The sequence below is a fragment of the Streptomyces sp. NBC_00102 genome, from assembly GCF_026343115.1.
Taxonomy (GTDB): domain Bacteria; phylum Actinomycetota; class Actinomycetes; order Streptomycetales; family Streptomycetaceae; genus Streptomyces.
Window position 1 is genome coordinate 629156 of the sequence record NZ_JAPEMC010000002.1, and the last position, 16904, is coordinate 646059.

Genomic DNA, 16904 nt, shown 5'->3' on the forward strand with positions numbered 1-16904 from the left:
ATGCCGCAGGTCACCCGTGTCGACACCGAGGGGCTGCAGAAGGGCGCGGACCTGCTGGGGCCCCTCGGTGAACGGCTCCTGGTGTTCGTCCAGGGCACGCTCCGTGAGCTCAACTCGATGTCGCCGGAGGGGAACGACAAGTTCGGCCGGCAGTTCGCGGCGAAGCGCGACCCGTTGGCCGCCGAGCTCGGAGAGGGCCTGGAATCCCTGAGCAGGCTCGTCACCTCCATCGGGGACGGGCTCAACTCCATGGTCGCCGTCTTCGACGGCGCCGAGCGGAACGCCTCCACCCTGACCGCGCGCCTGAACTCCCAGCTGAACGAGGGCGGCGGCAACGGCGGAGGTCGCCGGTAGTGGCAGGTGCTCCCGAGCCGCTCCGCTGGGCGGCTTACCTCACCGGCACGGAACTGCCCGAGGCGGACCCCGCCGGGCTGCGCCGCCAGGGAGAGATCTGGGCCGATCTGGGCCGAAGAGTCCAGAGCATGGTGAGCGAGGTCAACGCCGCCAACGCCCAGGTCCAGGGGCACATCACGGGTGATCCCGCCGAGGCGTTCACCGACTACATGCGGCAGTTGAACACCACCCTGCCCGGGTTGGCGCAGGCCGCGGAGAACATGCAGATCATGCATGACGACTTCGCCCTCCAGGTCGAGCACGCCACCAACCTGGTGATCGCGATGCTCTCGTGGATGCTGGTCGAGCTCGCGTTCCTGGCGAACTCGCTGTTCGGCCTGGCCGCCGTACCGGCGCTGATCACCGGCGTACGCGCGGTGATCATGGCGATCCTGCGGCGTCTGCTGCTCTCGACGGCGGTCGGCGCCGGGATGATGACCGGCCTGGAGACGCTGCTCCAGGCGATCGAGATCCTGGAGGGACACCGCAAGAAGCTCGACCCGAACGCCATCAAGGACATGGCGATCGGCGGCGCGATCGGCGGCGCGGCCTTCGGCGCCCTGTCCGGACTCGGCAGAGTGGTCGCGCCCCGCGCGTCGAACTCGCTGATCGGTAGAACCCTGATCGGCGGCACGGCCGGCGTCGTCGGCGGCGCGGCGGCGAACGCCGCGATCGGTGGGGAGATGGATCTGGGACTGGCGTTCCTCGGCGGTGCGGCGGGAGCCGCCCTGGGGACGCCGGGCACGGGCGGCGGGACCCGAGGGAAGGACCCGGCCGGCGTCGTCCCCGACGTGGCAGACCTGGTCAAGGCGCCGGACGAATCGACGTTCACCGGGCCCGGGGGACCGAAGGGCCGGTCGGTCGTCGATCCACTGACGGTCGCCACCGGCACAACCTCCGGGCCCGGCACCACGGGCGCCGCCGGAGGCACGACCGGTGCTCCTCGCAGCGGCACGGCGGCGGGTGCGGCCGACCCCGGCCCCGCGCCCGTCATCGGCACGACAGGTGGGGGTGCCCGCGCGTCCGACGGGGCGCCGGCTCCGAGCACGAGCACGCGTACGGTCGCGGGCCCGTACGAAGGCTCCGGTACGGGACCCGGGGAGGACGGACGTACGGCCACGGGGTCGGCGACGGCGACGGCCGAGAACGAGGGAACGCCAACTCCGGCCGCGACAAGGGCCGGTGACGGCACCCCCGCCGGTACGCCCGAGGCGCGCCCCGGTGCCGTGACCGCAACCGGCGACGGCGCCGGGACCACGCGGCCGGCGGGCGACGGACTGCCGGGCTTCGAAGCGGCGCCCCGCGCCTCGGCCGGACCGGAGACAGTGACCGCCGCGGCGGACGGGGAAGCCGCGACGGGAACCCCCGACCGCGCGCAGCCCGTCGTGGCCCGAGGGCCCGAGGCCGGGCCGACCGCGGTGGCCAGGGGACCGGAGTCCGGGACCACCGCGCCCGGAAGCCCGGCCGACGGGGCCGCCGCGGTCAGGGCCCCGGAGCCCGGAGCAGCCTCGACAGCCTCGGCCACGGGCCCGGGAGCCGCGACCGTCCCGGCGCGGCCCACGGAGCCGGGGGCCACCGTGAACCGTGGCGGTGAGTCGGCGCCGCCCGCCCCCACGTCCGCGCCGGCTACCACGTCCGCGCGCCCTGACACCGTCGTACCCGCGCCGGCGACCACGTCCGCGCGCCCTGACACCGTCGTACGCGCGCCGGCGACCACGTCCGCGCGCCCTGACACCGTCGTACCCGCGCCGGGCACCACGTCCGCGCGCCCTGACACCGTCGTACCTGCGCCGGGCACCACGTCCGCGCGCCCTGACACCGTTGTACCCGCGCCGGCTACCACGTCCGCGCGCCCTGACACCGTTGTACCTGCGCCGGGCACCACGTCCGCGCACCCTGACACCGTTGTACCTGCGCCGGGCACCACGTCCGCGCACCCTGACCCCGTCGCACCCGCGCCGGGCACCACGTCCGCGCACCAGGTCGGGGCCGACGCGGCGCCGGTCCGGTCCGCCGGCCCTGACCCCGTGGTGACGACGCGCGAGAAAACCGCCCCACCGGCAGTCGCACCGGCGACCAACACAGCCGGCGCCGGGCGTCCCGACGCACCGGCCGCCACCGGACGACAGGACACCACCGCGCCCGCGCCCGGTACGGCACCTCCCAGGCAGCCGGGTGCGGCCCAGCCGGGTCCGTCCACCGCCACGGTCACCCGCGCGGGCGAGCCCCGTACCGAGGCACCGGCCCCCCGGACCACCACCCTGGCCGACCCCGCCCCGGGGACCGCGCGCGGCGACGGGGGACCGGAGAGCCGGACACCGCCCAGGGGCGCCCCGGCGCACCGGACCGGGACCGTCGAAGCCGGCACGGACGGTGCGCCGCTTCCGCGTACCTCCGACGACACGCCTCCCGGGCGAGGAGAAGACGGAAGCGCGCGAGGAGAAGACGGAAGCGCGAGCGACCGGGCCTCCCACGACGAGGGCGCACGCCCCCGGGACGAGGCCGACAAGGCCGACGAGGGCGCACGTCCCCGGGACGAGGCCGACGAGAGCGCACGCCCCCGCGACGAGGCCGACGACGGCGCCCTCCCACCGAGCGGCAGGCCCGGGGACGCCGAGTCGGCCGAGCCCTCTCCCCCCGGGACCGCGGAGGCGGCCCACACCGGCGGGTCCTACGTCTTCCGGGACGACGACCCGCTGCTCGGCGCGACCTGGCGCCGGGCCCAGGACGAGGTGACCGACCGCTACCGCTTCCGCTTCGAGGTCGAGGAGATGGCGGAGCGGCGGGTGGCGGAGGCGTTCGCCGCGTACCTGGACGACCCGAACCCCGTGCACCGCCTTCCCGAACGGGCGCTCCCGGACGAGGAATCGGCGCAGGATGTCCAGGCGCTTCGGACGTCCTCGGCACCGCCCCGCGTGGAACGGACCTCCGAGGACGGCCCCTTCGTCCTGGCCGACCCCGCCGACGCGCGGTTCCGCGTGGTGCAGTCAGAGACCCGGGACGCCTTCCTGGTGCTCGGTAACGACCGTGAACTCCCGCCGGCCGTAAGGGCGGAGGCGGAAGCGCGGCGCCAGGAGGTCAAGAGCTGGTTCGACGCGCGCTGGGAACCCGACGCGGAGGCGTACCAGCGGGGTGACATCTCCCTCGCGGAGTTCCGCTCGCGGTTCGACGAACTGTCCGCCGGGCTGCGCGACGACTTCGAGATCAAGTCCGCGGTGCGCCTGGCGCGGGAGTCCGCCCGGGAGACGTTCGAGGAGTTCGAGACGCGGCTGCGGGACGAGGGCATGTCGGCGCCCCCCGGCGGGCTCCGGGCCGCGCGGTACCTGACGGCCCTGTCGGAGCTGCCGAGGTCCGCGGTCGCGCGCGCCCGTGAGGCGTTCGCCGACGACGTGGTGGCGGAGGTGAACCGGCTCGCCGAGCAACAGCGGTCCGCCGGCGACGGCACCCGTGCCGAACCGCTCGACTGGCCGCGGCTGCACGACGATCTGCGCGCCGAAACACGGGACCTGGCACGCGGTCTGCGGGCCCGTCTGGAGCTGGAGGTCACCGCCGAACGCATCTTCGACCGCGCCGTCGGGGCGGCCCGGGTGGAGGAGCGTCTGACGCGGGGCGCCGAGGACGGGATCGCCACGGTCGAGCGGATCGGCCTGTGGACGGACCGGGCCCGCCAGGACTTCCGTACCGACTTCGAGAGCGTCACCCGTGTGCTGCCGGGCGGCGACGGCCCGCCCACCCGGCGGACGCCCTTCGAGCAGTGGGTGGAGCGGCGCGAGGCCCTCGCGCCGGGGATGGACGATCTGGCCGCCCGCTGGGAGGCGCGGCTGCGGGCCACAGCGGCCGAGGAGTCCCGGCGCGCCCAGGCCGACAGGCGGGTCGAGGCCGCCCACGCCAGGTGGATGCGGTCCACCGGCCGGGAGCGGATCGAGGCCGAGACGGTGGACACCGCCGCGGTGGCCGCGGCCCACGGCGCGGAACTGACCGCCCGGGGCGAGGAGTTCCTGGCCGGCCGGGAGCGACGGGACCTGACCCCCGAGGACTGGAAGTCGTACGCCTTCCGGATGCGGCGGGCCCACGCCCGGCTCCTCGACGAACTGCCGACGCGCTTCGAGTACCAGGTCGCCCTGGAGCGAGCCCTGCAGGGGGCGGAGGTGCGCTTCGACCGGCTGGGTGTCGACGGGGCGCACGCCCGGCGCGCCCGCGAGCAGTTGCGGCAGGACGTCACCCGGGACTTCGGCGAGCTGGCGGGCCGGGCCGGGAACGGCACCTGGAAACCGAAGCGGGTGGCGGCCGGCGAGGCCGCCTTCTTCCACCGGTATCTGCCGTCGCTGGAACAGTCGATGCCGCACCGGCTGCGGTTGGAGTACGGCCTGGAACGGGCGTTGACCGAGGGCGGCGAGCAGTTCGCCCGGCTGACCACCCGGCGCGGAGAGCTGACCGAACGCGCCGAGTACCGGTACGACGTCGAGGAGGCCACCCGGGACCGGCTGGGCGAAGGGTTCCGCGGTGACTGGGTGCGCCGCTACCACGACGTCTACGGCCCCGACGCACGTGACATGGACGGCTGGCTGGCGCGCGAGCGGGAGGACGGCGACACCTTCGGCAGCACGGTCCGCTCCGAGTGGGACGCCCTGCGCGAGGAGATCGAGCAGGCGGACCGTCGGCGCGGGGAGGCGGCGGCAGCCGTCGAGCGCGAACGGGCCGAGCAGGAGGGCAGGGAGCGGCGGCAGCAGATGGCCGCCAACTTCGACTCCCTGCTCAACAGGGACGTGTCACTGCGCGACTTCGTGAGGGACGCCGGGGCAGCGCCCGGCGAGATCCGCACGGCGCGCGTGCGCGCGGAGTACGAACAGGAAGTGGAGGCACTCGGGTCGGGCTTCGCCCGGGAGTGGGCCGACCTCCCGCGCTCCGTCCCCCGGGAGGATCTGCCCGGAGCCCGCACTCGGCTGATCGACAGGACGCGGCAGGAATGGAACGACCTCGCCGACGCGGCCCGGAAGGAGGACAGCGCGTACCGGGCTTGGGAGAGCGACCCGGCCCGGGTCCTGGACCTGGCTCGGTGGGAGATCGACCGCGCCCCCTATCGGGAGGACACCCGCCCCGGTGATCTTCCGGGCCCCTCGGACCGGGACGCGGACGGTGCCACCCAGCTCCAGGTCCAGGAGTTGGCGGCCCGCCCGGAGCAGGCACCGGATGACCTGCGGGCCGCCGTCGGGAGCAGGGACCACGCCTACACCGTTTTCGGCGAACGGTTCTCCGCATTCCGCGAGTTGGGCGGCGCCGAGGCGGCGGAGCGGGTCACTGCCGTGCGGGAGAGGTTCGCCGACGCCTGGGGACAGGACCGTGCCACCGCGGCACCGGCCGAGCTGACACCCGCCCGCGTCGACGCGCTCCGGGAGCTGGACGCCGGGCTCGTCTCCGCCCGGGAGGCCGTCACCGCACGGGAGGCGGCCCGCGAGGTCTTCCACCGCGAGGTCGCCACCGTGGTGCCCGCCGTTCTCGCGAGCGCCGACGGCTTCACCACCTCTGCGCCCGCGGCCGGACTGGCGGCCCAGTTCCAGGACCTGGTGGCCGACGGGGCGACGGCCGAGGCGCGGGCGCCCCGCACGGAGACGGTGCGGGAGTTCCGGCAGCGGTACGCCGACGCCCACGCGGCCTGGACGGCGGACCGCGAGGCGCACGCCGCCTTCGACCGCGCGCTCCACGCCCGGACCGGCCGGAGTCCGCACGACGGATTCGCGTACCGGCAACGACTGGGCACGCTCGCCGAGCGCACCTGGTACGAGCGGCAGCTCGACGTCCTGCGTCAGGAGTACGCCGCCGAACGGGCCCTGGCACTGGCCGTCGAGGACGCCGAGGAGCGCCAGGAGCGGCTGCGGCAACTGGACGAGAACGTCCGCCGGGCCGCGGCGCACCAGCGCCGCCTGGCCCCGGAGGCCGTGGAACGGACGCGCCGGTTCTTCGAGCACGCCGACCGGTTCCGCGCCGACCGCGCCTGGGGCGAGGAGGTGCGCGGCTGGTACGAACAGCAGCGCCTGGCCCTCCACGCACCGGTGGTCGAGCGGCTCGGCCGGTACGGTCCCGAGGCGCGCGAAGCCGCAGTGGCGAGGTACGACGCGCAGGTCCAGGCACTGCGGCAGGTGGCGGAGGCCCGGCACCGCGCCGAACTCGACCGTGTCGCGCCGTTCGCGGACGAACCCCCGGGCACCGTACGGATGGAGAACGCGGAGACCGTCCGGTGGGCCCGGACCCGGGTCGAGAGCCTGCGCGAGGAGCACGTCCGTACCGTCGAAGCCGCTCGGGCCGCCGCCCCGACGGGCGGGCTGGTCGCGCCCCCGGCGTACGCCGACGCCGACGACTGGCGGGCCCCTGCCTGGCAGGACGCCCAGCGGACCCTGTACCAGCGGTACGCCGAACTGCTGGCACGGTCGGACACGGCCGAAGGCGTGGACAGAGCCGATGCCGATGCCGGAGAGCAAGGGGAGAGCGCCCCCGGCACGCCCGCCCAAGACCCCGTCGACGCCGCCACCTTCGACGAGGCATTCCGCGTGTGGGCGCGGGACAAGACCTCCGTACTGACCGAGGAAGAGCTGACCGCCGTCCGCGAGCAGGTCCGCACGGAACGCACCCGGCTCTCCGCCGTCGCCTCCGACACCTCCGACACCGCCGGGGCCGTCCGGACGGTCCAGGACGCCTTCACCGTGGCGGCGGTCCGGCAGCGCGGACTCGACCACGCGCAGGCCGCGTTCGAGCGCACGTTCCGCACCTGGTGGCAGGAGACGTTCGACGCCTCCGTGCGAAGCGGGCTGACGGACGGGTCCGGGACATCCTTCGAGCCGGACCCGGTGACGGCCGGAGCGGTCCACGACCGGCTCGCCGCCGAATTCCACGACCGGGTGGGCCGGTTGGTGGACCGTTCCTTCACGGGCATCGACCCGGAACGCACCCTCGACGGGACGGTGCGGCAGGCGGTCCGCGATCTACGGGACATGATCGCGCCGCTGCCGAACGAGTTCGACCGGCGGCTTCACCTCCTCCTGCTCGACCCCGCCTTCGAGACGGCTGTCGCCTCGTTCCCCGGCCACCGGGGTGCCGGACGCGCCACGGCCCTGACCGCGACCGAGGAAGCCCCGGCCGCCGCCCACGAGCAGTTGCTGTCCGCCTTCGCTGCCGAGGGCACCCCGGTCTCCGAACCAGGGCGGGCCCGGGTGCTCCATGACGCCCGGAGCGTGCTGAACGACGTCTTCGACCGGTTCGAGCGCCCTGGCGCGGACACCGACGACCGGGCCGCGTCGATCGACAGGCGGGCCAGGCTGGACGCGGTGCTGCGCGGGCTGCCGCTGCGACTGGCCGAACAGGCGGTCCGGGAACACCAGATCGTCCGCGTCCAGCAGGACGTGCGGGAGGCCGTGGCCTCCTGGGCGGAAGCCGGCCCCCGCACCGACGCGGCGTTCCTCGGCCGCTTCCCGGTGGACTTCGGCGCACCCAGCCAGAAGCTCGTCGCCGAACTCGGGGTGACGATGGCCGTCGTCGTCGACCAGCGACTCGATCAGGTGCTGGCCGAGACGGAGAGGCTCGGGCCGCAGGAACGGGCGGAGCACTGGCAGGAGGCCTACCGGCAACTGGCGGCCTCCGAGCGGCTGCACACCTGGCTGACCGTCCGGCACGCCCGCGACCGGATCGGCGCGGTCGCCGACGAACTCCTGGCCGCGCACCTTCCCCAGTGGCGTGAGGCCCACGGCGACCGGCCTCTCGGCGAAGCCGACACCGCTCGCGTCCGGGCCGGCCTGGAGGAACGCCTTCGGTCGGCGTTCGACGTCCTCCACCCGCGCCACACCTTCGTCCTCGACGACGAAGACGCCCTCGGGCGCAGATGGGACGCAGTCCTGGCCGCGGAGGCCCGGGCACTCCCCGCGCACTTCGCCTTCGAGTCCACCGTAGGCACCGCCCTGCACGGAGCCGCCCGCTCCTTCGAGGCGCTGCGGGGCGACCGCGGGATCGAGGACGACCGGTTCACCGCTCTCGGCGGCGACTTCCGTCGCGACTTCCTCGACGCCTACGAGACGCTGTGGGCGCCGCAGAAGCTCCCCTCCGCCTGGGCCGACCACGATGCCGCCCGCCCCGACCCCTTCACCACCGGCCTGGCCGCCGCCCGCCTGGGCGCCCTGGACCCGGAGGGAAGCCGCGGAGCCCGTTCCGGACGCTCCCGCAGGGCCCCCAGGATCTCCGCCCCGGGTCCTGTTCCCGACACCTCGCGGGAAGCGGGCCCTTCGGCGTCCGGCGCCGGCCGGAGCGGCGGGGGCGAGCACCTCGGACCGGAGATGGACTGGGACTCCGGACCCCGGTCCGCGTTCGCGCCGGGCGTGGGCGGGGACCTGGTGGACCGTCTGCGGGCCGCGTCCGACACGGAGACCCTGAAGAGCCGGTGGACGCACGCCATGGTCCTGCTCCGGCCGGCCGTGCTGATCGGGACGGAACCGGAGACGGCCGCGCTGAGGGAGGCCCAGCGGCACGCCGGGTTCCGGATCATGGAGGTGCTCGGCCGGTCCGACGGCCCGACATGGACCAGGGCCCTGGTGGAGACGGACGCCGAGGACCTGGCGGACGAGCTCGCCGCGGCGACGCCCGGCATCCGCTCCGAGCAGACGGCGCTGCGGGCAGGTGCTCCGCACGGGGCTCCGGACTCCGCCGCCCGGTCGGCCCCCGACGCCCAGCTCCTGGGCGAGGCGGCCCGGGAAGCGGTCCGGGCCGCCTCCCGGGGCGGGGAGCGGTCCGCGGTTCCGGCCGACGCCCTGGCCGCCTTCCTGAACAGGTCCGCCGCCCGCACCTGGCACGAGGACTGGCCGGCCGCGGACCTCGCGCGGATGGCCGCCGCCGACGCGACCTGGGTGGCCCCCGGACACACCGAGCTCGTCGACGCGCTCATGCACCCGGCCCACCTGCACGTGGTGAAGGCGATCGTCCGCCGGCCGGAACTCGGCACGATCCTCCAGGCGCGTCCCCAGCACCTGGACGTGCTGTCGGGCTCCGGTGAGCTGCTGCGGAGACTGGGCGCGCTGGACTCCATGACGCTCGCCGCGTACGCGCTCGGCCCGAGCCATCTGGACGCGAAGCTGGCCCCTTCGGCGGACGGCAGGCGCGAGTTGGTCGAGGCGATCGAGAACAGGTCTCCCGACGCGGCGCACCTGCTCGACGCCGTCGAAGTGGCGACCGTCCTCAACGGCCGGACCTCCCACATCCTCGCCGTCTCGTCCTCCGAGATCGTCGCCGACCTCGTGGCCCTCCTGCCCGATCTGGCCTCCGCAGTACTGGCCGGCACGGCCGAGAGCGCACGGTCCTTCGCCCGCGAGGAGACGCTGACCTCCGCCGTCTTCGCCCGGGTGGAGGCCGACGCGGAGATCGACGTCGCCGCCCTGTACACCAACCGGGAACTGCGCACGCGTCTGCAGACCCACGCCGACCAGACGGACCTCCTGCTGCGGGCACCGGACCTGCTGGCGGCCGTGACCCGCGACCTCGGTCTGCTGGACGTCCTGGGACGCGACGCGCGGCTGATCGACGTGCTCTCCGACGCGCCGGACTTCGCCAACCGTCTCGGCGCCGACCCACGCCTGGTGACCGCCGCGGTGGACAACCCCGCCGTCGCCGGTCTCCTCTCCCGCGACCCCGCCCACTTCGACGCCGTACCCGCACACGCCCTGCTGGACGCGGTGCGGCAGGCGGCACCCGTGACCCGGACCGAGAGGGGAGGCCCCACCACACGGACCCCGAGGCCGTCGACCGGGGACACGGTCTCGCTGCCGGACCTGCGGGCCGCGCTGCCCGCCCTGGACGCCGCCCTGACGGTGGAGCCCCTCCTCGCCCTGGAGCTGCGGGCCGACGCCGACCTCCGGCGGACACTGCTGCTCCACCCGGACCTGCTGGCCGACCCCCACGAGTACCGCCGCCTGCTGGGGCCCGACGCCGAAACCCTGCGCCCCCTCGTACGGGACAACTCGCCGCTGCTCGCCCCGTACGTCCTCAAGGCCGCCCTGCGCCACCCGGTCCTGCGGTTCTGGCTCGGCCACTCCCCGAGCCTCCTGGAGGCCGGTCCCGGCGACCCGCGGATCGCGTTCACCGAAGCCGCCGGGGCAGACCCGCTCGTGGGACGGATGGCCTGGGCCAACCCCGCCATGAGCCTGCTCCTCGACCACCAGTCCCCGGGCTCACCCGACTTCGGCAACCTGCGCGCGTACGGGGAGCTGGGGCCCACCGACGAGCGGATCTTCACCCACTACGGGCTCGAAGGCTTCCCCGACCTGCTGTACGTCGAAGACCGGCAGCGGCTGCTCGACGTACTGTTCCGCAGCGACGCGCTGCTCCGCCTCGCCCGGTACGACCGGCGGGTGCTGGACGCCGTCGACACCGACGCGGTGGCCGGACTCCACGCCCGTCCGCGGGTACTGACCGAGCTGGCGTCCCGGCCCAACTTCCAGCTTCCCGTGGCTCATTGGCGCGCCCTTTTCCACTCGCCCGGACTGCTGCGCGGACTCGACGTCGACAGCGGTCTGCTGAGTCTGCTGGCCTCGGCGCCCGAGGTCTTCCGCGAGGCCGTCGCGCGCCCCGCGCTCGTCGACGCGCTCGGCACCGAGGCCTTTCGGACCGGGGTCGCTGCCGTCGTGGAGGCCCGCAGGGCGGAGAACGCCAAGAAGAGCAAGAAGAAGACGAAGGCATGGACGACCGCACTGGCCAACCTCGTCACGGCACACGGCGGCGACGCCGTGCTGTCGCCCGAAGGCGTCCGCCTGCATGCCGACGACGCGCGCTGGGCCGGACTGTGGCACCTGGCGCCGGACACGGCCCGTGCGGAACTCCGGCGCACCGCCGAGGTACCCGGCAGCGATGAGCGGCTCGCCGCTCTCCTGGCCGTCGACGACCTCGTCCGCGGCAACGGGACGCTGCTCGCCGCCGCCCGCGGCAGCCGCGCCGCCGGAGCCATGCTCTTCCAGGACCCGGAGCTGGCCGAGATGCTGGTGGCGCGGCCCAGGCTCCTCGCGACCGTCCACGACCCCAACGCCTCGGTCCTCGTCCTCCTCCGCGACAATCCGTCGCTGACGGCGGCGCTGCGGACGAACGACTCCCTCTACGCGTACACGCTCCTACGCGGCACCGTCAGCCGGCTCGCCGGTGATCCGGACCTCGTCCGGCGACTCGTCGCCGTACCCGACCTGGTCCGCTTCATGCTCCAGCGCCCGCGCGAACACGCCGTCGCGACCAGCGACCCCCACCTCAGACAGCTGATGGAGGAGCGGAACGACGTGGCGCGGGTCCTTGCCGACGACGGCCGCGTCGCCGAACTGCTGCTGTCGACCCCCTCCCTCGCCGCCGAACTGGTCGCCTTCCACACGGGCAGGGACGAGGACACCGCGGTCGTACGGGCCGTGCTGAGCGGGCTCCCGGCGGCCCGGTCGGTCGCGGCGACACCGGCGTACGCACAGGTACTGCGCCGCTTCCCGGCGGTCAGCGAGTCCATCGCCGCCCACCCCGAGGCGTTCAGCGGCGTGGCGCACTTCCGACGCTTTCTGTCGGACGACGAACTCCTGCGCGCGCTCCAGCGCCACCCGGACCACACCGGGCGGGTCCTCGCCTCCGCCGAACTGCTGGAGACGGCACTGCGGGCCCCCGCCGTCGTGGACGCGCTCGCCGCCGACCCGGAACTGGCACGCCTGCTGGAGCGCGGCCCGCAGCGCGAGTCCCTCCATCAACTGCTGCGCGCGCAACCTGAGTTGGCGCATGCTATGGCTGTCACCGGGGACGGCCTCGGGCATGCCCTGGTCACCGCGCTCGGAGCGGTACGGGGCCTGACCGACGCGACGGCCACCGACCCGAGGATCGGGCACGACCTGCGGGACGCCCCCTGGCTCGCCGGCGCCCTGCTGCGCAGCCACGGCCTGGTGGAACACGCTGTGGAGGAAAGCCCGTTGTGGCGCGCGGCCCGTGCGTCCCAGCCGCTCGCCGACGCCCTCGCCCCGCGCCTGGTGCGCCGGCTCGCCCCCCGCGAGACGCTGCTCCGCCGGTTCGCCGAGCACCCCTCGGTGCTGGCCGGCACCGACCCCCAGGAGCTGCGGCGGCTGCTCACCGACACCGACCTCACCCGCTTCCTGGACGACACCCCGCGGTTCGCCGACCGGTTCTTCACCACCGCGGCCCTGCGCGACCGCGCGCTCCAGTCGCAGGGAACCGGCGGAGAACTGCGCCGACTGGCACGCGACGGAGCGGAGTTCGACCGGCTCTCCGAGGACCCGACCGGGCAGCGCCTGCTGGCCGCGCTGCCCCGGGCCGCCGCCCCCGCCCCCGCCCCCGCCGCGGCACGGCCGCAGGAGACCGCGCGACCGGGAGTGGGAACGGCGGCGCGGCGCGGCCGGAAGAACGGCAGAGGAGCGGCGAGGGCGGCCGTCACCGTACGAGCCCCGGGGACCGAACAGCCGTCGGTATGGGCGCAGGCGCTCACCTCGGTGCCCGAAGCCGCCGGCCTGCTCCTCGCGCCCCGCGGCGCCGCCATCGCCGCCGAAATCGGCCGCAACCCGGAACTGCTCCCCCTGATGCTGGGCGCGCCGGCGGTCCTCGAAGACCTGACGCTGAACCCCGCCGACTGGCAGGACCACGTCTTCGCCCCCTACCTCGCCTCCGGCGAAGCCGCGCTGACCGCCTTCGACACCGACTTCTCCGCCTGGCTGGACCGGCTGGGCGCGGTGGTGGAGGGAGACTTCCACCAGCGGATCCGGGAGCTGGCGCAGGGCGCCTGGGACCGGGAAGCCGCCTCCCGCGCGGCCAGGGCAGCACGGGAGACGGAACGCGTCGCGGAACGGCTGGCGGCATTCCAGCCGCACCGTCCCGAAACCTGGGACCAGAGCGCGGGACGGCTCCTGCACACCCGGCAGGCCCGCGCGGAGGCGCTGACCCCCGCCCAACTTGCCCTGCTCACCGAGGTCGCCGAGGGGCGAAGGAGCCCGAGGGAGGCACAGAACAGGCAACGCCCCGTCGCCGTCCATCAGGCCCTCCACATCCACCTGGACGGCGGCAGCGGCGGCGCCTCGTTCGCGTACGTCCTCGCCGAGGACGGGCACGTCGACACCCTGGTGTACGCCATCAGCCGGTCCCGGCAGAACAACGACTACACGTGGGACGGCTACGGCGGCCACTACACGGCCGGCCCGATGGACATCGGCGCGGTACGGAACGAGCCCGCGCTGCGCGCCTCGGTGGAACGGGTGGAACGGGCGACGGCACACTCGGCCGAGAACCGCGACGACCAACCGAAGGCCACCGGAAAGAAGGAGAAGGGCAAGGGCAGGGAGAGGGAGCCCGCCGCCGCCGCGACCCGGCCGGCCACCGAGACGTACCCGCGCGCGGTCGACCCCGACCTGACGCGGCTGGCGGAGGCGCTCTCGGCGTACCACGCGGCCCTCGCCGACCAGGCCGCCGCACCGCAGGCGCGGGACAGGAAGGCCCCGGCCCGCGAAGAGGCCCTGGTCGCGGCCCGGCAGCGCCTGCGCGCGCTGGGCCTGGACCCCGAAGCACGTACCGGACTCGACGACGAAGCCGTCCCGGAGCAGGGCGGCACCGGGAGCTTCAGCGCGGACGGAGCGAGGGGGCTGGGGGCGCGGCTCGGCATCACCACCCGCGCCGCGGAGGCGCTGCTCACCACGGCGGGCGGACACCTGCACGCTCCCGTGCTGATCGGCACGGACCCGGAGACGGAACGCGCGCGCCGGACCCACCACGAGCACCTCGTCGACGTCGCCGAAGTCCTGCACACCCGGGGCGCCGAAGCCGCCCGGGCCCGTGCCCTGGAGCTGGGCGGGCCGCGGACGCGCGGCGCCCTGCCCGGAGCCGGGGCCCAGCAGAGCAGACCGGCGGACATGGAGATGGAGCTGGAGCTGGAGATGGAGCTCCTGGGGCCCCAGGCCGGGTCGAGTCAGACCGGGCCGAGCAGTCAGGCCGGGCCGGGTGACCAAGTCGTCCCCGCCATCCGTCCCGTGACGGACCTGGAGGCTGAGGAACTGGAGCAGCGCGTTCTGGAGCCGCGTCCGCAACGGCCCGGCCGGCTCATGGCGAGCCTGGACCGTGTCCTCGCGGGCCGGGAACGCCGGGAACAGGGCCCCGACGCGGTACAGGACGCCCCATGGGTCCCGGTGGTGCGGAGGGCCGAGGACGGGGAGCAGACCGTCCCCGAGCCGGAGGGCCAGGTCGAGACCGAGACTGAGACTGAGACCGTGCCCGCGCCGGAGACCGAGACCGACCCCGCGCCGGAGATGCTCGCACCGGCGACCCCCGCACCGGCGCCCCCCGTCCCGGACACTGCGGAAGCGGCCGAGGCTCGGGTGACGGACGTCGCTGCCCCCGCGCCCGGGGCGGCCGGTGACGCGGTGGACGCTCCCGCCCCGATCAGCGATTCGGTGCGGGCGTACGGTGCGGAGTTCGACGGCGTGCAGGGCACGGTGAGCCTCGGCCGGGTGCCCGAGAGCACGGTCGACTGGCTGCGGGACCGGCTGAGCAGGCAGCTGGAGGGGAGCCTCGGGGAGGACGCCGACCTGCGCGAACAGATCCGCGTCCGGCTGACCCCCTCCTACCTCGTCAACGAGTGGTCCGAGGTGCGCGGTGAGAACGGACTGGTTCTGCACCTGCGCCACCGGGGGACCGCACGGACGGTCCGGGTACGGCTGCGCCTCGGCGACCCCAGACCGGCACCCGAACTGCTCGACGGGCTGGCCGAAGGGGTGCCGAACCGGGTCCAGCGCTGGGGAGCCGGGTACTCGGACACGGGGAACACCGCCGGCACGGCGGACCTGCGCACGTTCCAGTTCGCGGGCAGCCATGTCTGGCAGCCCTCGCTGGGCGTGCTCAGCCAGATCGTGATTCAGCCCCAAGTGAGCCTCGTGCACAACCAGTTGTCGACTCAGGTGAGCGTCGTCAGCGCCGCGCAGGCCCTGTCGTTGGTCACCGTCTCGGGCGGGGCGGTCCCGTACGCGTACCGCATGCGGTGGCAGCTGAGGGTGGACAACGGCGCGGCTCCGGCCGACTGGACCACGGATCAGGAGGGCCCGGCCGGGGAACGGATGGCCGTCTGGTTTCCCGAGCACCTCACCCGTACCGACACGTCCGAGGCGACCGGCACCGCGGTCCCGGACAGCGGGGCGGACGCCACCGACCGCGCGGCCCTGGCGCGCGCGGCGGCCGAGCGGGAACACGCCCCGCTCCGGACGGCGGTGCACGAGGTACCGCTGTACGGGGTGGAGACGGTGCTGAACCCGGAACGCGTCCTGCACGCCGCGGAGCAGGCGTTCGCGGACCATCTGGGTGCGATGTCGGGGGCTTCCCGCGAGGATCTGCAACGCTTCTTCGGCTCCCGCAGCCTGCGGGACGCCCTGCCGAGGATGCTGAACGGCTGGCACGCCTCACCCTTGCTGCTGGCGGCCGACGGCTCCGCGCTGGGCTTCGTCCGGGTGCGCGCCGACCTCGCCGACGACGGCCGCCGGTCGGGCCCGACCGCACCCGCCGCGGACCTGCAACACCAGGTGGTGCGTACCGTCCGGGTCGTCGGGCAGTCGACCGTCACCAACGCCGTGGGCGCGGACCTCCGCCTCACGGTGGGCCTCTCCGCCCCGCGGAGCGACGCGGTGACCGCCCCCATCGGCGGCGCCCTCATGGTGAACGCCGGCGCCCGCCAGCAGGTTTCGTACGTCCTGGGCTCCGGCGGCGACCTCACCAGATCGCTGACCCTCCAGTCGGGCGGCCCGATGTTCCAGGTAGAGGGCCGGGTCACCTTCGAGATGCAGCTGGTCCTGCCCAAGGGCGGTGTCGCCCTGCCGGCCGCGACCAGCCCCCTGCACGCGGGCGCCGACGGTGAGGGCCGCACGGCCTACCCGGTGGTGTTCCGCGTGCCGTCCCGGGCCGTGCTGGAGGGCGTGGTGGAGCCCGAACCGCGCATGCTGCCGCCCGAGATGGTGCGGCTGCGTTCCCTCGGGATCTCGACCACGACCCTGCGCGTGGACGGCGCCGAGCCCCTGTACGACATGGCCGGGCGATGGCTGCGCGAGCACGGCTTCCTGCCGTCCGGCACGAGCGGCCGGTGGACCGGCGCGGCCACCCGCGCCCGGTGGCTGGCCAACGCCCGCGCCCTGGACCACGCCCGCTCGGCCCAGACCCTGCGGGGCGCCGCCGACGAGATGGTCGAGAACGGCCACACGATATGGCTGGAAGTGCCCGGCACCGGGGACGTGCAGCGGGTCCAGGTGCGGCTCACCGCCGAACGGACGGACGACGAGCCGGTCGCCGCCGCCCGGTCGCTGCCCGGTCTGCAGACCAACAACTGGTCCGGCTACAACCGCCCCGGCCAGGAAGGGCGCAAGGTCACTCCGATGGGCTGGTCCCTGACCGGCATGGGGGAGGTCAGCAACCCCCTGGAGTTCCACGGACAGCTGCCGTTGCAGGGAGTGCGGCCGGAATACACCGCCAGCGGTTCGACCGCCACG

The 16904-nt window shown here is 74.9% G+C and carries 2 protein-coding genes (1 of these 2 cut by a window edge); both read left to right on the top strand.

All coding sequences use genetic code 11. From position 1 onward, the window contains the following. Complete coding sequence (locus OHA55_RS30070) at positions 1-354, top strand: hypothetical protein (RefSeq protein WP_266712246.1); 354 nt, start codon at positions 1-3, stop codon at positions 352-354. Beyond that, positions 354-16904: the 5' portion of a hypothetical protein gene (locus OHA55_RS30075; protein ID WP_266712248.1), read on the top strand. 15219 nt of this gene lie beyond the right edge of the window; 16551 of the gene's 31770 nt are visible here — the first part of the coding sequence; the start codon lies at positions 354-356; its stop codon lies off the right edge, out of view. Before OHA55_RS30070 ends, OHA55_RS30075 begins: the two co-directional genes overlap by 1 nt.

Bases quoted from the DNA above. Each gene is read 5' to 3' on its own strand.
- OHA55_RS30070 (WP_266712246.1), top strand. From the start codon at position 1: ATGCCGCAGGTCACCCGTGTCGACACCGAGGGGCTGCAGAAGGGCGCG.